Origin of the sequence: Citrobacter sp. Cf118, assembly GCF_030334095.1 — a bacterium.
GTDB lineage: Bacteria > Pseudomonadota > Gammaproteobacteria > Enterobacterales > Enterobacteriaceae > Citrobacter > Citrobacter freundii.
In genome coordinates this window covers 4,010-25,150 of sequence record NZ_JAOWES010000083.1, presented here as the reverse complement: position 1 = coordinate 25,150, position 21,141 = coordinate 4,010, and the positions used below count along the sequence as shown (strand labels likewise).

Sequence of the window (21,141 nt, the reverse complement as noted above, 5' to 3'; positions counted from 1 at the left end):
TTATTTGCTGTCTTTACCGACATGCAGAATGGCGAGGAACGCTTCCTGCGGCAGTTCGACGTTACCGATCTGCTTCATGCGCTTTTTACCCTCTTTCTGTTTTTGCAGCAGCTTTTTCTTACGGCTGATATCACCGCCGTAGCATTTCGCCAGAACGTTTTTACGCAGCTGCTTCACGGTTGAACGCGCGATGATGTGCGTACCAATGGCCGCCTGGATCGCGATATCAAACTGCTGGCGAGGGATTAGATCTTTCATCTTCTCAACCAGTTCGCGGCCACGGCTCTGGGAGTTGTCGCGGTGAGTAATCAGCGCCAGCGCATCGACACGTTCGTTGTTGATAAGGACATCAACGCGCACCATGTCAGACGCCTGGAAGCGTTTGAAGTTATAGTCCAGCGACGCATAGCCGCGAGAGGTCGACTTCAGACGGTCGAAGAAATCGAGTACTACTTCCGCCATCGGGATTTCATAGGTCAGCGCCACCTGGTTACCGTGGTAAACCATGTTGGTCTGGACGCCACGCTTCTCGATACACAGGGTGATGACGTTGCCAAGGTAAGCCTGCGGCAGCAGCATGTGACACTCAGCGATCGGCTCACGCAGTTCGTAGATGTTGTTCAGCGGCGGCAGCTTGGACGGACTATCGACGTAGATAGTCTCTTTCGCCGTGGTTTCGACTTCGTAGACTACAGTCGGCGCGGTAGTGATCAGATCCAGATCATATTCACGCTCCAGACGTTCCTGGATGATCTCCATGTGCAGCAGACCAAGGAAGCCACAACGGAAGCCGAAGCCCAGCGCGGTAGAGCTTTCCGGTTCGTAGAACAGGGAGGCGTCGTTCAGGCTCAGCTTGCCAAGCGCGTCACGGAAGTTTTCATAGTCGTCAGAGCTCACCGGGAACAGACCGGCGTAAACCTGTGGCTTCACTTTTTTAAAGCCTGGCAGCGGTTTGTCTGCCGGGTTACGCGCCTGCGTCAGGGTATCGCCAACCGGCGCGCCGAGGATGTCTTTAATCGCACAAACCAACCAACCTACCTCGCCGCATTTCAGCTCGGTACGGTCAACCTGTTTTGGCGTGAAGATCCCCAGGCGGTCGGCGTTATAGACCTGACCGGTGCTCATTACTTTAATTTTGTCGCCTTTACGCATGGTGCCGTTTTTAATACGCACCAGCGACACCACGCCAAGGTAGTTGTCGAACCAGGAGTCGATGATCAGCGCCTGTAATGGGCCTTCCGGATCACCTTCCGGCGGCGGAATGTCGCGTACCAGACGTTCAAGAACGTCAGTGACGCCAACGCCGGTTTTCGCCGAGCAGCGAACGGCATCTGTCGCATCGATACCGACGATATCTTCGATCTCTTCCGCTACGCGTTCAGGATCGGCGGCCGGTAGGTCGATTTTGTTCAGAACCGGCACCACTTCCAGATCCATTTCCATGGCGGTATAGCAGTTAGCCAGGGTCTGTGCTTCTACGCCCTGCCCGGCATCAACCACCAGCAGTGCACCTTCACAGGCGGCAAGCGAACGGGAAACTTCATACGAGAAGTCAACGTGGCCCGGGGTGTCGATAAAGTTAAGCTGATAGGTTTCACCATCAGATGCTTTGAAATCGAGCGTCACGCTCTGCGCTTTGATAGTAATACCGCGCTCACGCTCAAGATCCATCGAGTCGAGAACCTGCGCTTCCATTTCACGGTCAGACAGGCCACCGCAGATCTGGATAATACGGTCAGACAGCGTCGATTTACCGTGGTCGATGTGAGCTATGATTGAAAAGTTACGTATGTTCTTCATATAGTGTAATTATTGTGCCTTACGCCCGCCTGAGCAGGCTCTGAGAAGTCGCTGTTCTGAGCTTAACGTCTGTTTAAGTGAAACGCCGCATTCTACACTACAACGCTGAGGCGAGGAAATGTTCATAGAGCAAGGATAGCGGGAACTGGAAACAACTTTGCAAAGTCGATGAAACTTTTGTCGGATGGCGACATAAACGCCTTATCCGGCCTACGCCTGCATCTGAGGACGCTGTAGGCCTGATAAGCGCAGAGCCATCAGGCAAAGATATCACTGCTGGGTTTCGACGCTAATAAGATCGGGTGGGAGAGCAACGTTCAGAATGACCGGCTGCCAGGCTTCGCGTTCAGCAAGCTTACGAGAGTATCCACGAGCAATCAGGAATCCGCCCACGCCCCCCAGCACTGCTCCGCTTAATGCCGCAAGATCGGAACCAAACAGCACCTGGAATAGCGCCGCGAAAAGAAACAGTCCCGCCAACGGAGACATGTAGACCAACATCGCCGAACCGAGCAGGCTACCTTCGGCAATGCCCAGTTCAACTTTTTGACCAGGGGTCAAGGGTTCGTCGCAGGGCACCACGATGGTGTGTGTGGTCTGTGGTCCCAGTTTGTTCAGCACGCGGCTCCCGCATCCGGCCCGGGAAGCACAGCTGCTACATGATGCTTTAACATCACAGCTGACCGTCGCCAGACCATTTTGCCAGGAGACGACCGTCGCCCACTCTTTAATCATTGTGCTGCCCTGAACTTAATATTGTCCGCGATACGCTTCGCCGTTTGCGGCGGAAGCTCACCGACAATAGTGATTTCGGCATTATCTCGCACGCTGGTGCTAACCGTGCGGCGTCCAGTGCGCAGCAGCTGATCGGCGCTGTTTTGCGTCGCGCGGTTTACGTTCACGGAGAAACTGAACAGACCATCGGAATAAAGCCGTGATTCGATCGGCATGTTATCCATCGTCGGCAGCGGACGTCGACTGCTGGACACCTCGCTGAAGCCTTGCGGCAACCACGACGGACTCCAGTTGAAGTTGGTTTTCTCACCCGCAGGAACTGACAGCAACGGCGGCAGATTGGCTTTCGCCAGCGTCTGCATGCTGTCGCTGACACCGTTGTTAACAGTAAACGCGATGACGCGGAACTGTTCCAGCGTTTCGCCATCACGGTCAAGAAGATCAACACGCATTGGCAGCTTGGTCTCAGTGTCCATCCAAACGATATAGCTGTAACGGGTGCCGTCACGCGCCACAACGCGGATCACTTCACAGAGCCTGTCGGCAATACGGGTGCGGCCTACTGAGATAAAATCATAGTAGGGAGCAAGACGTTTGAAGTCGGTGTAAATCAGGGAGGGCAGTGAGTCAACGATATAGTCGCCGTTCAGCGTGAACGGTTCGAGACCTGGCTCAAAATAGCTGATTTCGTTGCCACGTTGCACCACTTCCCGGCGCGGACCATCCATTTGCAACAGTTGCGCGAGCGGACGGTTATCCTGGCGGGCATGGCGATAACGTAGGGATTCAACACCCTGCTTATTGATGCTGACAAATGACAGCTCATAGGTGAGCGACTGGCTGGCCAGATTCATCTGCTGCAACAACGCCCCGGACGCAGGATTGGCCGAGGCGTTGACAGAGAAGAACAGGCTACCAGCCACAAGTGACATGGCAAACCAAAGTTGCTTCATTACTGCGATTGCGTTCCTAAAGTTTGAATTCCTGGCACCTGCACAGCGGCTTGCTGTGTCTGGGCCTGCTCAAACTGAAGCTGTTCAGAGTGCAGTCGACGTTGCAGTTCGTAATCCTGCAACATGGCATTAATACGACGACGCTGCTCCTGTACCTGCTGTTGTTGACCGCCGCTGGCCGTCGCATCAGAAGGTACACCCAGGCTTACCGGACTGGCTTTACCCATCATCGGTAATGTATTAAATACCGGCGTTTCGGGCTGCTGGGACGTTTCAGATTGCCCATTATAGTGCTGGACGCCAACAATAACTGCAAGTGATACACACGCGGCCACACCCATTTGAGTAAGCTGCGCGGCCCACGGACGCATTTTCTTCCAGAACGGCATTTTCTGCCACTGGTGCGGTGCTGGCTGGGCCTCAGGAATCAATGGCGCCGTCTGACGTACCGGCTCATCCTGGATGGCGGCCATTACGCGGGCGGAAATATCGAAATGGAGAACGTCGGCAGTATCACCTCGCATGGAATCGCGAATCAGGTGATAACTCTCCCAGGTTTTTTGCATTTCCGGGTCGTGAGCCAGCTCTTTGAGCAACTCAGTATCCAGCGTTTCGCCATCCATTAAAGCGGAAAGTTTTTCTTTCTGCATGCCTAATACCTTTTCCAGTATCCCGCTATCGTCAACGCCTGATAAGCGGTTGAACTTTATTATCAATAGCTTCCCTCGCTCGGAAGATACGTGAACGCACCGTACCCACCGGACAATCCATGATAGCGGCTATCTCTTCATAGCTCAGGCCATCCAGCTCCCGCAAGGTTATTGCCATGCGTAAATCTTCCGGGAGGGACTCAATAGTTCGGAAAACTATCTGTCTCAGTTCTTCTGACAACATTAAGTTCTCAGGGTTCGAAATTTCTTTCAGCGCACCGCCACTTTCGTAATTTTCTGCTTCAATCGCATCTATATCACTGGAAGGTGGACGACGCCCCTGAGCGACCAGGTAATTCTTCGCTGTATTGACCGCAATACGATACAGCCAGGTATAAAAAGCACTATCCCCCCGGAACGAGTCCAGCGCACGATAGGCTTTGATAAATGCTTCTTGTACTACATCGGGTACATCACCCGACGGTACATAGCGAGAAACCAGACTCGCCACCTTATGCTGATAGCGCACTACCAGTAGGTTAAAGGCTTTCTGATCTCCCTTCTGGACCCGTTCTACCAGGACCTGGTCCGTTAACTGCTCGCTCATCCGAGGTAAAGTCTCCCCAAACCAAATTTCCACGCGCCTTCGAAACGCCACTCCATCAGCTTCACTATGAGCAAGCAAATGCTTAGAGTGCTCAAGTTTCGTAAAGTTCCGTTACGCATTGTTTTTTGTTTGTCATGTTGTAGACAGGTCTTATCTCTCATTATAAGTCTACATAACCCGATCAACGCACTATCTGTACAGAAATGCCCATTTCACCGCTTGCAGAGTAACCCAACGGGCACTTTATTTCATCACATAATCTGATGCTAACGGCCTGCTTCACAAAATATTTTTGCCTATTTCACCCTCATCATGTTTTTCTTTCATGTTTAGTCATTGCAACACGTTTAAAAATAAAACGTGCAGTATCGCGCAATGTGGTGCTATGGTGACCAAACACTGTTTAGTAAATTAAACAAAAATCATGAATACGACTCCTGAATTATCCTGTGACGTGCTGATCATTGGCAGCGGGGCTGCCGGACTCTCACTGGCGCTGCGCCTGGCTGAAAAACATCAGGTTATTGTCCTGAGCAAAGGGCCGGTCAGCGAAGGCTCGACATTTTATGCCCAGGGCGGTATTGCCGCGGTTTTCGATGAAACCGACAGTATCGACTCCCACGTTGAAGATACGCTGATTGCCGGGGCCGGGTTGTGCGATCGCCATGCGGTTGAATTTGTCACCAGCAATGCCCGTACCTGCGTTCAATGGCTAATCGATCAGGGCGTCTTATTTGATACGCAGGTTCAGCCTAACGGTGAAGAGAGCTATCACCTGACCCGTGAAGGCGGTCACAGCCATCGACGTATCCTGCACGCTGCGGATGCTACCGGCAAAGAAGTCGAAACCACCCTCGTCAGCCAGGCACAAAATCACCCCAACATCCGGGTTCTCGAGCGCAGTAATGCTGTCGACCTGATTGTCTCCGATAAAATCGGTCTGCCAGGAACGCGTCGGGTTGTCGGAGCCTGGATCTGGAATCGTAATAAAGAAGCCGTCGAAACCTGCCATGCGAAGTCGGTAGTGCTGGCAACCGGCGGCGCGTCAAAGGTGTATCAATACACCACCAATCCGGATATTTCCTCGGGTGACGGAATTGCAATGGCCTGGCGTGCGGGATGCCGCGTCGCCAACCTGGAGTTTAACCAGTTTCACCCAACAGCGCTGTATCATCCGCAGGCGCGCAATTTTCTGCTGACCGAAGCGCTGCGCGGCGAAGGCGCGCACCTGAAACGCCCGGACGGTTCACGCTTTATGCCCGATTTTGACGAGCGTGGCGAACTGGCTCCCCGCGATATTGTCGCCCGCGCCATTGATCATGAAATGAAGCGCCTGGGTGCAGATTGCATGTTCCTCGATATCAGTCATAAACCGGAAAAATTTGTTCGTCAGCATTTCCCGATGATTTATGAAAAGTTGCTGGGACTGGGCATTGATCTAACCAAAGAGCCTGTTCCCATCGTGCCTGCCGCGCACTATACCTGCGGCGGCGTGATGGTTGATGACTTTGGCCGTACCGATGTCGATGGGCTGTATGCGATCGGCGAAGTGAGTTACACCGGCCTGCATGGCGCCAACCGGATGGCATCGAACTCATTGCTGGAGTGTCTTGTTTACGGCTGGTCCGCGGCTGAAGATATCGACAGGCGTATGCCTTATGCACGCGGCGTCAGCACGCTCCCGGGCTGGGATGAAAGCCGGGTAGAAAATCCGGATGAGTTGGTTGTTATCCAGCATAACTGGCATGAACTGCGGCTGTTCATGTGGGATTACGTCGGTATTGTCCGTACGACCAAGCGCCTGGAACGCGCTCTGCGCCGTATCACCATGCTGCAACAGGAAATCGACGAGTATTACGCCCATTTCCGTGTGTCGAACAACCTACTGGAGCTGCGCAATCTGGTGCAGGTTGCCGAGCTGATTGTCCGCTGCGCGATGATGCGCAAAGAGAGTCGGGGCCTGCACTACACGCTGGATTATCCAGAACAGCTTCCAGAGGCGGGCCCGTCAATTCTCTCGCCGCTCATTCATCACATAAACAGATAGAACGCCTGGGTCAGCGCCGTATAACCTTCAGAGTAACGTTGGTCTGGCCCACGGATCACCAGCCTGTCGCTAAAGCACTCCCCGGCCTGCGGGGAGAATGCCAGCAATACCCGATGCGGTAGACGGGCCTCGGTTTCTGCTACATCCGTGCGCAATCGCAGATGCCAGCCCATGCTAAGCGCCTGCTGAGTAAATGCGTTACCAATCTGCTCCGGTAGCACCACACAAAAAAAACCGTCTTCCGTAATGCAGTCCGCCGCCAACGTAAGCAACGCCTGGTGATCGAGCGAGATGGTATAGCGGGCCTGCTCGCGCTGCGGTGTAGCGCATTCCACGCCCTGTTTATAATAGGGAGGATTGCTGATTATCAAATCAAAACGCACGGTCTGACGCGGTATCCACTGTTGCGCATCTTCTGTATGAACACTCACGCGATGCATCCACGGAGATTGCGCGATGTTCTCCTGCGCCTGCTGCGCGGCGTCGACATCAAGCTCCACGGCGTCAATGATGACGTTTTCATCAGTGCGCTGGGCCAGCATCAGCGCCAACAGGCCGCTCCCGGTACCAATATCCAGGATCCGCTTTACGCCCGCAACGGGAGCCCAGGCCCCCAATAAAATACCGTCCGTTCCGACTTTCATTGCACAGCGATCGTGTGCCACAAAAAACTGCTTAAAAGTAAATCCATTACGTTTCAGTACGGATGTAGACTGGGGCATGAAGAACAACCTTCCTGGAAAAAAAACGATAACATAGGATAAAAACAATACCTGAGAAGGTATATCCATACAAACAGATGAAGATTGCAGCCGTAACGTCTATAATCAGCGCCCCACTCAGAGGTAGAACATGACTGTAACGACTTTTTCCGAACTTGAACTCGATGAAAGCCTTCTGGATGCCCTCCAGGAAAAAGGTTTCACTCGCCCGACCGCCATTCAGGCTGCCGCCATTCCGCCTGCGCTCGATGGCCGTGATGTACTCGGTTCTGCGCCGACAGGCACCGGTAAAACGGCGGCATATTTGCTGCCAGCGTTGCAGCACCTGCTCGACTTCCCACGCAAGAAATCTGGTCCGCCGCGCATTTTAATCCTGACGCCAACGCGCGAACTGGCGATGCAGGTTGCTGAACACGCCCGTGAGCTGGCGAAAAATACGCATCTGGATATCGCGACCATTACCGGCGGCGTGGCTTACATGAACCACATGGAAGTCTTTAGCGAAAACCAGGACATCGTGGTTGCCACCACGGGTCGTCTGCTGCAATACATTAAAGAAGAAAACTTCGACTGCCATGCGGTTGAGACGCTAATTCTCGATGAAGCAGATCGTATGCTGGACATGGGTTTTGCCCAGGACATCGAACATATCGCCGGTGAAACCCGCTGGCGTAAGCAAACCATGCTGTTCTCCGCCACGCTGGAAGGCGATGCGATTAAAGATTTTGCCGAGCGTCTGTTGGAAGATCCGGTCGAAGTCTCAGCGGATCCGTCCACCCGCGAACGCAAGAAGATCCATCAGTTTTACTACCGTGCCGATGACATCGAGCACAAAACTGCGCTGTTGATCCATCTGTTAAAACAGCCGGAAGCGACCCGCTCGATTGTCTTCGTACGTAAACGCGAGCGTGTGCACGAGCTGGCAGGCTGGCTGCGCCAGGCGGGCATTAACAACTGCTATCTCGAAGGCGAGATGGTGCAGAACAAACGCAATGAAGCGATCAAACGCCTGACCGATGGCCGCGTGAACGTGCTGGTAGCCACCGACGTTGCCGCTCGCGGGATCGATATTCCTGACGTCAGCCATGTGTTTAACTTCGACATGCCGCGCAGTGGCGATGCCTATCTGCACCGCATTGGCCGTACCGGTCGCGCAGGTCGTAAAGGTACTGCGATCTCTTTGGTTGAAGCGCACGACCATCTACTTCTCGGCAAAGCGAGCCGCTATATTGACGAACCGCTGAAAGCACGCGTCATCGACGAACTGCGTCCAACCACGCGCGCGCCAAGTGAGAAATCCAACGGTAAACCATCCAAGAAAGTGCTGGCGAAGCGCGCCGAGAAAAAAGCGAAAGAGAAAGAGAAGCCGCGGGTGAAAAAACGTCACCGCGATGCAAAAAATATCGGCAAACGTCGTAAGCCGAGCGGAGCTGCTACCCAGCAGTCCGACAAAGAGTAAACCGAATGCCGGGCCGTTTAGCCCGGCATTTTTTCACGTGATGCAAAACTCTCTTCAATACACTCAAGAAACACCCGCATCGCCGGACTAACGACTTTTCCGGCATGATAACCACACAATGCCGTAATTAACTCAGGTTGTTCACTGTACGGTAATTCAATCAATTCCCCAGAACGTAGCTCCTTCTCAACGGCAAAACGCGGCAAAAAGCTGACCCCAAGATTTGCCGATACGCACTGCTTAATGCTTTCAATGCTCCATAGCTCAATGGTATTTTCCAGCGTAATCTGTCGTTTACGCAGTAGCCCCTCGAAGCGCTGTCTGAAAATACATTGCGGCTCATTAATGATAAAACTGCAGGGAATGTGCTGGTTATACTGAGTAAAATCAACGTGCTGGAGCAGCGGTGAAGCAACTAATGCCAGTGACTGATCGCCTAGCGGCATCAACTCAAGGGCATCGTCATTACCCACCCGATAAAACACCCCCAGATCGACCTCATCACTGAGCAACGCATCGCGAATGACATAGCAATTGAGTGACTGTAAAGACAACCGCACATGGGGCGCACGTTGTTTAAATCGCTGTAAAACCTGCGGCATTTTATACGCCAGCAGCGTTTCGCCCGTCGCGACACGTAGCTCGCCGCTCGGCTGCGCATCCTGATGTGCTGACTGTCGAATCGATGCCATCACGCGAGTCAGGTCATGGATATGCGGCATCAGCCGTTTTCCCTCACTGGTGAGACACATCCGGCGTCCAATTTTTTCAAACAACTGCACCGAAAGTTCTTGCTCAAGCTGTTGAATATGAAAGGTAACTGTTGATTGCGTACAACACAGTTTTTGTGATGCCCGCAGGAATGAGCCCTCTTCCACCACTGTTTTTAACGTAATAAACCGACGTAAATCCATTCGCACTAACCCATCGAAAATATCGAATTCAGAATGCAAAAACATTCATTTTTTTAAATGTTTTGTCTCGGGTACTGTCTACCAAAACAGAGGAGATAACAAGTGACCCCCACCCTTTTAAGTGCATTCTGGACCTATACATTGATTACCGCGCTAACCCCCGGACCAAACAACATCCTTGCGCTCAGTGCCGCGACATCACACGGTTTTCGTCAGAGTACGCGCGTACTGGCCGGAATGAGTTTGGGCTTTTTAATCGTCATGCTGATGTGCGCCGGGATTTCATTTTCACTGGCGGTTATGGATCCTGCCATTATCCATTGGCTCAGTTGGGCTGGGGCAGCTTATATCCTGTGGCTGGCGCTGAAGATCGCCACCAGCCCGGCTACAAACGATGGTTTGCTGTCAGAGCCGATTAGCTTCTGGGCGAGTTTTGGCTTGCAGTTTGTTAACGTCAAAATCATTTTGTACGGCATTACCGCGTTATCCACGTTTGTATTACCGTACACTCAGGACGCACACTGGCTGATTGGGGTGAGTATTCTGTTGGCGCTGATCGGCACCTTCGGAAATGCCTGCTGGGCGCTGGCGGGCCATCTTTTTCAGCGCGTTTTTCGCCGTTACGGCCGGCAGTTGAATATCATTCTGGCGCTGCTGTTGGTGTATTGCGCGGTAAGGATCTTTTACTAACGGATGCAAAAAAGCGGAAGATACACTGGCATCTTCCGCTTTTTGATTCTTTGCTAAACGGGGTTATTCCCCGTGAGCCTTACAGGCTCTCAGTAAAGGTACGAGCAATAACGTCGCGCTGCTGTTCTGGGGTCAGAGAGTTGAAACGCACTGCATAACCAGAAACACGGATGGTCAACTGCGGATATTTTTCCGGATGCTTAACTGCATCTTCCAGCGTTTCGCGACGCAGAACGTTCACGTTCAGGTGCTGACCACCTTCCACGCGGACTTCCGGCTGTACGTCTACCGGTACTTCACGGTATTCGATTTCGCCCAGTTTGCTGACAGCAACGACTTCATCAGCATTGAAACCTGCTTTCGCAACGATGCAGCGTGCTTCGCCTTTTTCGCTGTCCAGCAGCCAGAAAGAGTTCAGCAGGTCGTCGTTTGCAGCTTTAGTAATCTGGATACCTGTAATCATTTGATGCCTCCCCGGCAAAATTATTTGATCTCGGTTGGCCGTCATCCGGCCAATTGGTAAAACCATTGTTGCTTGAGTGTATATATACCCCTCACACACCCTCGAATCTTTGATTTAAATCAATAAAAACCACACATGAAAAGTGGTGATAGATAGATTTTATTGTTTTACATCAACTTACGTCGTGTACACAGCTAAACTTTTTACATAAATTTTCAACTATCTTTAAGGGGTAGACCATTGAGAAACGTACAGAATTTTGCGACGTCGAAAGAAGCAGTTAAGCTAGGGGGATTGAAAATTCGCAGGAGAGCGAGATGGCCACCGAATTAACCTGGCACGATGTGCTGGCTGAAGAAAAACAGCAGCCTTATTTTGTTAACACACTGCATACTGTTGCCGGCGAGCGTCAGTCAGGAATGACAATTTATCCGCCGCAAAAAGATGTGTTTAACGCGTTTCGTTTTACCGAGCTTGGTGACGTGAAAGTTGTCATCCTGGGTCAGGATCCTTACCACGGCCCAGGCCAGGCACACGGTCTCGCGTTCTCTGTCCGCCCCGGCATTGCCACTCCGCCTTCGTTGCTGAACATGTACAAAGAGCTGGAAGCAACAATTCCCGGCTTCACACGCCCCACGCACGGATATCTGGAAAGCTGGGCACGCCAGGGCGTACTGTTACTCAACACCGTACTCACCGTTCGCGCCGGTCAGGCACATTCTCACGCCAGCCTTGGATGGGAAACCTTTACCGATAAAGTCATCAGCCTGATTAACCAACATCGGGAAGGCGTGGTTTTCCTGCTCTGGGGTTCTCACGCACAGAAGAAAGGCGCGATTATTGATGCGCAGCGTCACCATGTGTTGAAAGCGCCACACCCATCACCGCTCTCTGCGCATCGCGGTTTCTTTGGTTGCAATCACTTTGTACTGGCTAATGAATGGCTGGAACAACGAGGTGAAAAACCAATTGACTGGATGCCGGTATTACCCGCAGAGAGCGAGTAAAAAAATGCCAGCGATTCGCTGGCATTTTTATTATCAGGCTTTGTTCTGACGCCACCACTCCGCGAGCAACACGCCGGTCGCGACAGAAACATTGAGCGTTTCTACCTTGCCGGTACCGTCAATCGCCACACACAGGTCGTCGGCTGAACATGCTGCTTCTGGCAGAGCTTCACGCTCACGCCCCAATACCAGCACCATTTTTTCCGGCAGCGCGGTAGTAAACAGCGGTTTACCTTTCACGCTTGAGGTCATCACTACCGTGTAACCCGCGTTACGGAAATCGTCCAACACATCGACAATGCTGTCACCGGTAATCGGCTGAACATGCTCTGCTCCACCTTCAGCGGTACGGATAGCCGCCCCCGATTCCAGCAGCGCCGCATCCTGAACCACCACGCCTTTCACACCGAAGTGCGCGCAGCTACGCATCATACCGCCCAGGTTATGCGGGTTAGCGATATCTTCCAGTGCCAGCACGCAATCCTGTGCCCCTGCCTGACCGACCCACTGCTTAACGGTAGTACCGTTACGTTTTTTGATCAGGAAACAGACGCCACCGTGGTGTTCAGTGCCAGAGGCTTTCGCCAGCTCGGCTTCGTCAACCACGTGATAGGCTTTGCGGTTTGCCGCCATCCAGCGTAATGCTTCTTTAAAACGCGGGGTTACGCTCTGAACAAACCAGGCGCGGACGATAGCGTCCGGACGACTCTGGAACAGAGCCTGACAGGCATTCTCACCATAAACGCGGGTTTCTTCCGCGCGCTGACGGCGTAATACTTCAGGATCGATAAAGCTCTTACCGCTAATACCGCCGTGATCGGCTTTATCCGCTGCGTCATCATTCGGTGCGCGGGAAACGGTACGCCACGGTGAATCTTCACGTCTGCGGTCGCGTTCTACATCGCGGTCACGCCCGCGTTCACGACCACGTTCGCTGTTCGGACCCTTTCGTTCATCACGGGCAGGGCGACGACCGCCTTCGGCTCGGGAAGTACCGGGGCGACCGCCGCCTTTGCCAGTACGTGGATTTTGGGTGCGTTTATCCGAGTCATCGTCACTGCGGACGTACATCACTTTGACCTTGCCGTTTTTGTTCTTCAGTTCGTCGCTCATGTTTTTCTCCACCTGCTCTGCGCGAAGCGCGCAGATTACCCGATGTGCACGTCGTTAGCCATTATTTCATTTAAAAGCTAAGGACTATTGTACTCATTGAATAAAACGCATTGTTGTTTAGAACAGACTCTCCGATAATATGTAACATAATAGAAACATACTGGCGTTTATGCCGTGAAGTCCACTCCACTCATCCAGAGGTTAGTTATGAATACCGTTTGTACCAGCTGCCAGGCTATCAACCGCATCCCTGACGATCGTGTCCAGGAAGCGGCTAAATGCGGACGCTGTGGTCACGACCTGTTTGATGGGGAGGTGATCAATGCGACCGGTGAGACACTGGATAAACTGTTAAAAGACGATCTCCCGGTTGTCGTTGACTTTTGGGCCCCCTGGTGTGGTCCATGTCGTAACTTCGCCCCGATTTTTGAAGATGTCGCGGAAGAGCGTAGCGGCAAAGTGCGTTTTGTTAAAGTGAATACGGAAGCCGAGCGTGAACTCAGCGCCCGTTTCGGTATCCGCAGCATTCCGACCATCATGATCTTCAGAAAAGGTGAAATCGTCGACATGCTTAACGGCGCTGTACCAAAAGCCCCGTTTGATAGCTGGCTTAACGAATCATTATAATCTCTACGGGGCGCATCTTGTGCCCCGTTTTCACCTCTGCGACAATAGCGTTTTTCAACGTGTTTCCCCATGACCGATAACGCTGTTCTTCAGTTACGCGCTGAGCGCCTCGCGCGCGCCACGCGTCCTTTCCTTGCCCGAGGTAATCGCGTTCGCCGCTGTCAACGCTGCCTGCTGCCGCAGAGGCTCTGCTTGTGCGCAACTCTGGCGCCCTCTGAGGCAAAAAGTCGCTTTTGTCTGGTGATGTTTGATACCGAGCCGATGAAGCCCAGCAACACGGGGCGTTTAATTGCTGATATTCTGCCCGATACCACGGCTTTTCAGTGGTCGCGTACCGAGCCGCCGCAGGCGCTGCTGGAACTGGTAAAAAATCCGGATTACCAGCCGATGGTTGTATTCCCGGCCTCCTATGCGGGTGAAGAGCGTGAAGTGATCTTCACGCCACCAGCCGGTAAGCCCCCATTGTTTATCATGCTCGACGGCACCTGGCCTGAGGCGCGTAAAATGTTCCGCAAAAGCCCGTACCTCGATAACCTGCCGGTGATCTCTGTTGATTTATCACGCCTTTCTGCTTACCACCTGCGTGGCGTTCACGCCGAAGGGCAATATTGCACAGCCGAGGTGGCCATCGCCTTGTTGGATCTGGCGGGAGATACGCAAGCCGCAGAAGGGTTAAGCGATCATTTTACTCGCTTTAAAACCCGCTACCTGGCAGGAAAAACTCAACATCAGGGAAGCGTCACAGCAGATTCATCAGAAAACGTTTAAAATCATTCGGTCACTGGTGTCATTAAGGAAGCCGATATGAGTCAGCGTGGTCTGGAAGCACTATTGCGACCGAAATCCATTGCGGTGATTGGGGCATCAATGAAGCCTAATCGCGCGGGTTACCTGATGATGCGTAACCTGCTTGCCGGCGGTTTCAATGGACCTGTTTTACCGGTGACGCCCGCATGGAAAGCGGTGTTGGGCGTACTGGCGTGGCCCAATATCAACAGCCTGCCTTTTAGCCCCGATCTCGCCGTGTTGTGCACCAATGCCAGCCGTAACCTGGCATTACTCGAAGCACTTGGCGAGAAAGGCTGTAAAACCTGCATTATTCTCTCAGCTCCCTCGGCGCAGCACGCGGAGCTGCTGGCCTGCGCATCACGCTACAACATACGTCTTCTGGGTCCCAACAGCCTGGGACTTCTCGCCCCCTGGCAAGGACTTAACGCCAGCTTTTCCCCCGTCCCGATTAAGCGCGGCAAGTTAGCTTTCATCTCTCAATCCGCCGCCGTATCCAATACCATACTCGACTGGGCACAGCAGAGAGAAATGGGCTTTTCTTACTTTATCGCGCTGGGTGATAGCCTGGATATCGACGTTGATGAGCTACTGGATTACCTGGCACGCGACAGTAAAACCAGCGCGATATTGCTGTATCTCGAACATTTAAGTGATGCCCGGCGCTTTGTTTCCGCCGCCCGTAGCGCCTCGCGCAATAAACCTATTCTGGTGATTAAGAGCGGTCGCAGCCCTGCAGCGCAGCGTTTACTGCATACCAGCGCCGGGATGGACCCTGCGTGGGATGCAGCTATTCAGCGCGCCGGTTTACTGCGCGTACAAGACACTCACGAGCTGTTCTCAGCAGTCGAAACCTTGAGCCACATGCGTCCACTACGTGGCGACAGGCTGATGATCATCAGCAATGGGGCCGCGCCTGCCGCACTGGCATTAGATGAACTGTGGTCAAAAAATGGCAAGTTGGCGACGTTGAGTGAAGACACCCGCCAGAAATTACGAGATGCATTGCCTGAACATGTTGATATCGCCAACCCACTGGATCTGCGTGATGACGCCAGCAGCGAACACTACGTTAAGACGCTGGATATTTTGCTCGCCAGCCAGGATTTCGACGCGTTGATGGTGATTCATTCACCCAGCGCAGCCGCTCCCGGAACCGAAAGCGCACAGGCATTGATTGAAGCGGTAAAGCATCATCCCCGAGGAAAATTCGTCTCGTTGCTGACCAACTGGTGCGGAGAGTTTTCCTCTCAGGAAGCCCGCAGACTGTTTAGCGAAGCCGGATTACCAACCTACCGCACGCCTGAAGGCACTATCACTGCATTTATGCATATGGTGGAGTACCGGCGTAACCAGAAGCAACTGCGTGAAACGCCAGCGCTACCCGACAATCTGACCACCAACACCGCCGAAGCGCATAATCTGTTACAACAGGCGATTGCAGAAGGCGCAACGTCACTGGATACTCATGAAGTTCAGCCTATTTTACAGGCCTATGGCTTACATACACTGCCGACATGGATCGCCAGCGACAGCGCAGAGGCCGTACACATCGCGGAGCAAATCGGCTACCCGGTGGCGCTCAAGCTGCGTTCTCCTGATATCCCGCATAAGTCGGAAGTTCAGGGGGTAATGCTCTACCTGCGTACAGCAACAGAAGTGCAGCAGGCTGCCAATGCCATTTTCGATCGGGTAAAAATGGCCTGGCCGCAGGCACGCATTCACGGTTTATTAGTACAAAGTATGGCGAATCGCGCTGGTGCTCAAGAGCTTCGCGTCGTCGTTGAACACGACCCGGTATTTGGCCCGTTGATTATGCTGGGTGAAGGTGGTGTTGAGTGGCGACCGGAAGAGCAAGCCGTGGTGGCCTTGCCGCCATTGAACATGAATCTGGCGCGTTATCTGGTGATCCAGGGGATCAAAAATAAAAAGATCCGCGCTCGCAGCGCACTACGTCCGCTGGATATCGCCGGGTTGAGCCAACTTCTGGTGCAGGTCTCCAACCTGATCGTCGACTGCCCGGAGATTCAGCGTCTGGATATCCATCCGCTGCTGGCCTCCGCCGAAGAATTTACCGCGCTGGACGTTACGCTGGATATTGCCCCTTTCACGGGAGATAACGAAAGCAGACTGGCTGTACGTCCCTACCCCCATCAGCTTGAAGAGTGGGTGGAGTTGAAGAACGGCCAGCGCTGTCTGTTCCGCCCCATTTTACCGGAGGATGAACCTCATCTACAGCAGTTCATTTCTCAAGTGACAAAAGAAGATCTTTATTATCGCTATTTCAGTGAGATCAATGAATTTACCCACGAAGATTTAGCCAATATGACGCAGATCGACTACGATCGGGAAATGGCTTTTGTTGCGGTGCGTTGTAAAGATAATCACGAAGAGATCCTCGGCGTAACGCGAGCAATCTCGGATCCTGATAACGTAGATGCTGAGTTTGCCGTACTGGTTCGTTCCGATCTCAAAGGGCTTGGACTGGGTCGCCGATTGATGGAAAAATTAATTGCATATACCCGAGATCACGGACTTATACGTTTGAATGGTATTACGATGCCAAACAATCGTGGGATGGTCGCCCTGGCCCGAAAACTCGGGTTTGTTGTTGACGTCCAGCTCGAAGAGGGAATTGTTGGGCTAACGCTTAATCTGGCCCAATGTGAGGAATCGTGAGTAAGGTACTGGAAATGTTGACCACATTAATGGGTACTGGTGGTATCATTGCCCGCTTATGTCGTCTGCATAGCACAGAGGACCCTTCAATGAACAGAGAAGAAATGCACTGTGATGTTGTCAAAATTTAAGCGTAATAAACATCAACAACACCTTGCCCAACTACCCAAGATTTCTCAGTCAGTTGATGATGTAGATTTCTTTTATGCTCCCGCTAATTTCAGGGAGACTCTGCTGGAAAAAATAGCCAGCGCGACGCGACGGATCTGCATTATTGCGCTGTACCTGGAACAGGATGACGGTGGCAAAGGCATACTTGACGCTCTCTATGCGGCAAAACGGCAGCGTCCTGAACTGGATGTCCGGGTGCTTGTCGACTGGCACAGAGCTCAGCGCGGTCGTATTGGGGCTGCGGCATCCAATACTAATGCTGACTGGTATTGCCGAATGGCGCAAGAAAACCCTGGTATCGATATTCCTGTTTATGGCGTTCCGATTAACACCCGTGAAGCGCTTGGCGTCCTGCATTTCAAAGGCTTTATTATCGATGACAGCGTCCTGTACAGCGGGGCCAGTCTGAACGATGTTTACCTGCATCAGCATGATAAATATCGCTATGACCGTTATCAGTTGATTCGCAATGCGCAAATGGCCGATATCATGTTCGATTGGGTTACGCAGAACCTGATAAAGGGTCGTGGCGTTAACCGCCTTGATGATATCAACCGACCTAAAAGCCCGGAAATTAAAAACGATATCCGCCTGTACCGCCAAGAACTGCGTGATGCGTCATTCCATTTTCAGGGTGATGCTGATAACGAACAGCTTTCGGTTACGCCTCTGGTGGGCCTTGGGAAATCCAGTCTGTTAAATAAGACCATTTTCCATCTTATGCCCTGCGCGGAGCACAAACTCACAATCTGTACCCCTTATTTCAACCTGCCCGCCATACTGGTGCGCAATATCATTCAACTGCTGCGTGAAGGGAAAAAGGTTGAAATCATTGTCGGTGATAAAACCGCCAACGACTTTTTCATTCCAGAAGATGAGCCATTCAAGATCATCGGTGCGCTGCCTTATCTGTATGAAATAAATCTGCGCCGTTTCCTGAGCAGATTGCAGTATTACGTGAATACCGACCAGCTGGTCGTACGCCTATGGAAAGATGATGACAACACCTATCATCTGAAAGGTATGTGGGTTGATGATAAATGGATGCTGCTCACCGGCAACAACCTTAACCCTCGCGCCTGGCGTCTGGATCTGGAAAACGCCATCCTTATCCACGATCCTAAGCAAGAGCTGACTCCCCAGCGCGATAAAGAGCTGGAGCTTATCCGTACGCATACTACCGTCGTTAAGCACTATCGCGACCTGCAAAGTATTGCTGACTATCCAGTCAAAGTGCGTAAGCTCATTCGTCGACTACGCCGTATTCGTATCGACAGATTAATTAGCCGTATTCTGTAATCAAGACCCCGTCCAGTGACGGGGTTTTTCATATGGAGGCAACGGTGCGCCTGTTCATTCTTACCAGCATCCTGGCCATTTCTGGCTGCAGCCACATGGCTAACGACCAGTGGAGTGGGCAAGACAAAGCTCAACACTTCATCGCCTCCGCCATGCTTGCCGCAGCCGGCAATGAATATGCCCAACATCAGGGCAACAGCCGCGATCGCAGTGCGGCTATCGGCCTGATGTTCTCAGTCAGCCTGGGCGCGTCAAAAGAACTGTGGGACAGCCGTCCCGCAGGGAGCGGCTGGAGCTGGAAGGACTTCGCCTGGGATGTTGCAGGCGCGTCTACCGGCTATGCGGTCTGGCAACTGGCACATTATTAGAGGCGCAGACCTTTCCCCTTCCCATGCAGCATCAGCGATACTAAAAACGCGACAACTGCCAGCGCGGTGACGTACCAGAAGAATGTCGTTTCCATACCGACAGACTTCAGGGATAACGCCACATATTCAGCTGAGCCACCAAACAGGGCATTAGCCACCGCATAAGATAAGCCAACTCCCAGAGCGCGCACCTGCGCCGGGAACATCTCAGCCTTCAAAATACCGCTGATTGACGTATAGAAACTCACGATTAACAGGGCACACATCACCAGAGCAAACGCCATATACGGGGATGTTACGCTTTGCAATGCTGTCAGAATGGGAACAGTGAAAATCGCAGCCAACGCGCCAAAACACAGCATTGAAGTACGCCGGCCAATCTTATCTGACAAAGCGCCGAACAGCGGTTGAACCAGCATGAACACACACAGTGCCGCCGTCATAATCCCGCTGGCTACGTTGGCATGCATACCAGCTGTATTGACCAGGTATTTCTGCATGTAGGTTGTGAACGTGTAAAAACACAACGAACCCGCGGCGGTAAAGCCAAGCACCATGACAAAGGCTTTGCGATTACGCCACAGACCTTTCAGGGAACCCGCTTCTTTCAGCGCGCGAACGTCCTGTTTCGAGGTTTCATCCAGTTGGCGACGCAGCCATAGCGCAACAATAGCCAGCACGGCGCCCAACGCAAATGGAATACGCCACCCCCACGCTCTGAGCGCAGAGTCTTCTAACGTGTGCTGTAATATGACCACAACCAACAATGCCAGTAACTGTCCGCCGATTAACGTCACGTACTGGAATGAAGCATAAAAACCTTTCTTACCTTCAACGGCAACTTCACTCATATAGGTCGCGCTGGTTCCGTATTCACCACCTACAGATAACCCCTGGAATAGTCTGGCCAGCAGTAATAACGCAGGGGCCCAGGTACCGATAGTTTCATATCCCGGTAGACAAGCGATCACCAACGATCCCATACACATCATACAAACGGACAGCAACATGGACTTTTTACGCCCGTGCTTATCCGCAATACGGCCAAACAACCAGCCTCCAATTGGTCGCATCAAGAAGCCTGCGGCAAACACGCCGGCGGTTTGTAAGAGTTGTGTGGTGGTATTTCCTGATGGGAAAAAGATATGAGCAAAATAAAGAGAACAGAAAGAGTAGATATAGAAATCAAACCATTCGACCAGATTCCCTGATGATGCTCCGACAATCGCCCATATACGACGGCGGGTATCGCCGTCTGCCAGAGCCCCGTTCTCAGTTACACTACTATCAGCCATTAGAATTGTACCCCTGCCAACGATCGCATGAATTTATCAATGATGGTTGTGTGTTTTTTGGTGAATTAAATGTTATATAATTGTTATATATTATTATGCAGGAAAGATCACAGTTTTAATTAGCAGAGAAAGGATTCAGATATGTTCGAGGGAGAGATCCGTGACAGTGTGCTTTTGTTAATCGATTAAGGTGGTTAGGTCGAATCCAGCAATCTGCCGCCGGAATTACGTGATGCGCTGCGCTTATCAGGCCTGCACAATACGTTCAGCCCGGCGGTTTTTACCCCGCACACACGCAAAAAAGCCCATCCGTCAGGATGGGCTTCTTCACTTTATTTGATGCCTGGCAGTTTATGGCGGGCGTCCTGCCCGCCACCCTCCGGGCCGTTGCTGCGCAACGTTCAAATCCGCTCCCGGCGGATTTGTCCTCCTCAGGAGAGCGCTCACCGACAGACCACAGATAAAACAAAAGGCCCGGTCTTTCGACCGGGCCTTTCGCTTTTATTTGATGCCTGGCAGTTCCCTACTCTCGCATGGGGAGACCCCACACTACCATCGGCGCTACGGCGTTTCACTTCTGAGTTCGGCATGGGGTCAGGTGGGACCACCGCGCTACAGCCGCCAGGCAAATTCTGTTATTAACCCGCTTTTCGCCGGTTAATCTTATCTGTATCAAGCTGAATGTCGTCTCTTCGCCAAAACATCTTCGGCGTTGTAAGGTTAAGCCTCACGGTTCATTAGTATCGGTTAGCTCAA

General features: G+C 52.4%; 20 protein-coding genes and 2 rRNA genes (1 of these 22 running past the window's edge). 9 read left to right on the top strand and 13 right to left on the bottom strand.

The features are described from left to right. The 6 genes from lepA to rseD all read right to left on the bottom strand — a co-directional run bounded on the left by lepA (position 1) and on the right by rseD (position 4,864). The gene (gene lepA / locus OGX67_RS10620; RefSeq protein ID WP_003037577.1) at positions 1 to 1,800 is read right to left on the bottom strand and encodes a translation elongation factor 4; all 1,800 of its coding nucleotides are present in this window, start codon (positions 1,798 to 1,800) and stop codon (positions 1 to 3) included. 270 nt (positions 1,801 to 2,070) lie between these two features. Further along, complete coding sequence (rseC, locus tag OGX67_RS10615; protein ID WP_286526466.1) at positions 2,071 to 2,535, bottom strand: SoxR-reducing system protein RseC; 465 nt, start codon at positions 2,533 to 2,535, stop codon at positions 2,071 to 2,073. After that, positions 2,532 to 3,488, bottom strand: coding sequence for a sigma-E factor regulatory protein RseB (gene rseB, locus OGX67_RS10610; protein ID WP_003037575.1), 957 nt, complete (start codon positions 3,486 to 3,488; stop codon positions 2,532 to 2,534). The genes rseC and rseB overlap by 4 nt, the downstream gene beginning before the upstream one ends. Further along, the gene (gene rseA, locus OGX67_RS10605; RefSeq protein WP_003037574.1) at positions 3,488 to 4,138 is read right to left on the bottom strand and encodes an anti-sigma-E factor RseA; all 651 of its coding nucleotides are present in this window, start codon (positions 4,136 to 4,138) and stop codon (positions 3,488 to 3,490) included. The genes rseB and rseA overlap by 1 nt, the downstream gene beginning before the upstream one ends. 31 nt (positions 4,139 to 4,169) lie before the next feature. Further along, positions 4,170 to 4,745: an RNA polymerase sigma factor RpoE gene (rpoE, locus tag OGX67_RS10600; protein WP_003037573.1), complete on the bottom strand. Its 576-nt coding sequence runs from the start codon at positions 4,743 to 4,745 to the stop codon at positions 4,170 to 4,172. Beyond that, on the bottom strand, positions 4,742 to 4,864 hold the full coding sequence (rseD, locus tag OGX67_RS10595; protein WP_223306697.1) for a rpoE leader peptide RseD: 123 nt from the start codon (positions 4,862 to 4,864) through the stop codon (positions 4,742 to 4,744). The genes rpoE and rseD overlap by 4 nt, the downstream gene beginning before the upstream one ends. 305 nt (positions 4,865 to 5,169) lie before the next feature. On the opposite strand from rseD, the gene nadB reads away from it, so the two are divergent. After that, on the top strand, positions 5,170 to 6,792 hold the full coding sequence (gene nadB, locus OGX67_RS10590) for an L-aspartate oxidase (protein WP_286526464.1): 1,623 nt from the start codon (positions 5,170 to 5,172) through the stop codon (positions 6,790 to 6,792). Here nadB and trmN read toward each other — a convergent pair. Beyond that, the gene (gene trmN / locus OGX67_RS10585) at positions 6,777 to 7,514 is read right to left on the bottom strand and encodes a tRNA(1)(Val) (adenine(37)-N(6))-methyltransferase TrmN (protein ID WP_257651566.1); all 738 of its coding nucleotides are present in this window, start codon (positions 7,512 to 7,514) and stop codon (positions 6,777 to 6,779) included. The two genes, nadB and trmN, sit on opposite strands and share 16 nt — an antisense overlap. Before the next feature lie 130 nt (positions 7,515 to 7,644). Here trmN and srmB point away from each other — a divergent pair, with 130 nt between their 5' ends. Continuing rightward, entirely contained in the window at positions 7,645 to 8,973 is a 1,329-nt protein-coding gene (srmB, locus tag OGX67_RS10580) for an ATP-dependent RNA helicase SrmB (RefSeq protein WP_003037569.1), read from the top strand. Between the two features lie 17 nt (positions 8,974 to 8,990). On the opposite strand, the gene OGX67_RS10575 is transcribed toward srmB, so the two are convergent. Further along, positions 8,991 to 9,887 (bottom strand): LysR family transcriptional regulator, encoded by an 897-nt coding sequence (locus OGX67_RS10575; RefSeq protein ID WP_086504434.1) that lies wholly within the window; start codon positions 9,885 to 9,887, stop codon positions 8,991 to 8,993. A gap of 102 nt (positions 9,888 to 9,989) precedes the next feature. On the opposite strand from OGX67_RS10575, the gene eamB reads away from it, so the two are divergent. Then, on the top strand, positions 9,990 to 10,577 hold the full coding sequence (eamB, locus tag OGX67_RS10570; protein WP_032949823.1) for a cysteine/O-acetylserine transporter: 588 nt from the start codon (positions 9,990 to 9,992) through the stop codon (positions 10,575 to 10,577). Between the two features lie 79 nt (positions 10,578 to 10,656). Here the strand turns inward: eamB and grcA are convergent, their stop codons facing one another. After that, the gene (gene grcA / locus OGX67_RS10565) at positions 10,657 to 11,040 is read right to left on the bottom strand and encodes an autonomous glycyl radical cofactor GrcA (RefSeq protein WP_003037563.1); all 384 of its coding nucleotides are present in this window, start codon (positions 11,038 to 11,040) and stop codon (positions 10,657 to 10,659) included. Positions 11,041 to 11,357: 317 nt separating this feature from the next. Between grcA and ung the strand changes: the two genes are divergently transcribed. Next, entirely contained in the window at positions 11,358 to 12,047 is a 690-nt protein-coding gene (gene ung, locus OGX67_RS10560) for a uracil-DNA glycosylase (RefSeq protein ID WP_003037561.1), read from the top strand. Between the two features lie 33 nt (positions 12,048 to 12,080). On the opposite strand, the gene OGX67_RS10555 is transcribed toward ung, so the two are convergent. Beyond that, positions 12,081 to 13,160, bottom strand: coding sequence for a tRNA/rRNA methyltransferase (locus tag OGX67_RS10555; RefSeq protein ID WP_048218418.1), 1,080 nt, complete (start codon positions 13,158 to 13,160; stop codon positions 12,081 to 12,083). 207 nt (positions 13,161 to 13,367) lie between these two features. Here OGX67_RS10555 and trxC point away from each other — a divergent pair, with 207 nt between their 5' ends. From trxC to OGX67_RS10525, 5 genes are all read left to right on the top strand, one after another. Then, the gene (gene trxC, locus OGX67_RS10550; RefSeq protein WP_003037559.1) at positions 13,368 to 13,787 is read left to right on the top strand and encodes a thioredoxin TrxC; all 420 of its coding nucleotides are present in this window, start codon (positions 13,368 to 13,370) and stop codon (positions 13,785 to 13,787) included. Between the two features lie 69 nt (positions 13,788 to 13,856). Beyond that, on the top strand, positions 13,857 to 14,555 hold the full coding sequence (tapT, locus tag OGX67_RS10545; protein ID WP_192465360.1) for a tRNA-uridine aminocarboxypropyltransferase: 699 nt from the start codon (positions 13,857 to 13,859) through the stop codon (positions 14,553 to 14,555). A gap of 36 nt (positions 14,556 to 14,591) precedes the next feature. Continuing rightward, positions 14,592 to 17,252, top strand: coding sequence for a bifunctional acetate--CoA ligase family protein/GNAT family N-acetyltransferase (locus tag OGX67_RS10540; RefSeq protein ID WP_257651567.1), 2,661 nt, complete (start codon positions 14,592 to 14,594; stop codon positions 17,250 to 17,252). A 114-nt stretch (positions 17,253 to 17,366) separates the two neighbouring features. Next, positions 17,367 to 18,722: a CDP-diacylglycerol--serine O-phosphatidyltransferase gene (gene pssA / locus OGX67_RS10530; protein ID WP_008319601.1), complete on the top strand. Its 1,356-nt coding sequence runs from the start codon at positions 17,367 to 17,369 to the stop codon at positions 18,720 to 18,722. 32 nt (positions 18,723 to 18,754) lie between these two features. After that, a complete protein-coding gene (locus tag OGX67_RS10525) occupies positions 18,755 to 19,090 on the top strand; it encodes a YfiM family lipoprotein (protein WP_153687927.1) in 336 nt (111 codons plus the stop codon). Here the strand turns inward: OGX67_RS10525 and OGX67_RS10520 are convergent. The 3 genes from OGX67_RS10520 to OGX67_RS10510 all read right to left on the bottom strand — a co-directional run. Then, positions 19,087 to 20,385: an MFS transporter gene (locus OGX67_RS10520; RefSeq protein ID WP_003037551.1), complete on the bottom strand. Its 1,299-nt coding sequence runs from the start codon at positions 20,383 to 20,385 to the stop codon at positions 19,087 to 19,089. The two genes, OGX67_RS10525 and OGX67_RS10520, sit on opposite strands and share 4 nt — an antisense overlap. A 510-nt stretch (positions 20,386 to 20,895) precedes the next feature. Then, positions 20,896 to 21,011 (bottom strand): 5S ribosomal RNA (gene rrf, locus OGX67_RS10515). A 90-nt stretch (positions 21,012 to 21,101) separates the two neighbouring features. Next, positions 21,102 to 21,141 (bottom strand): 23S ribosomal RNA (locus OGX67_RS10510); it runs 2,845 nt beyond the window's last position.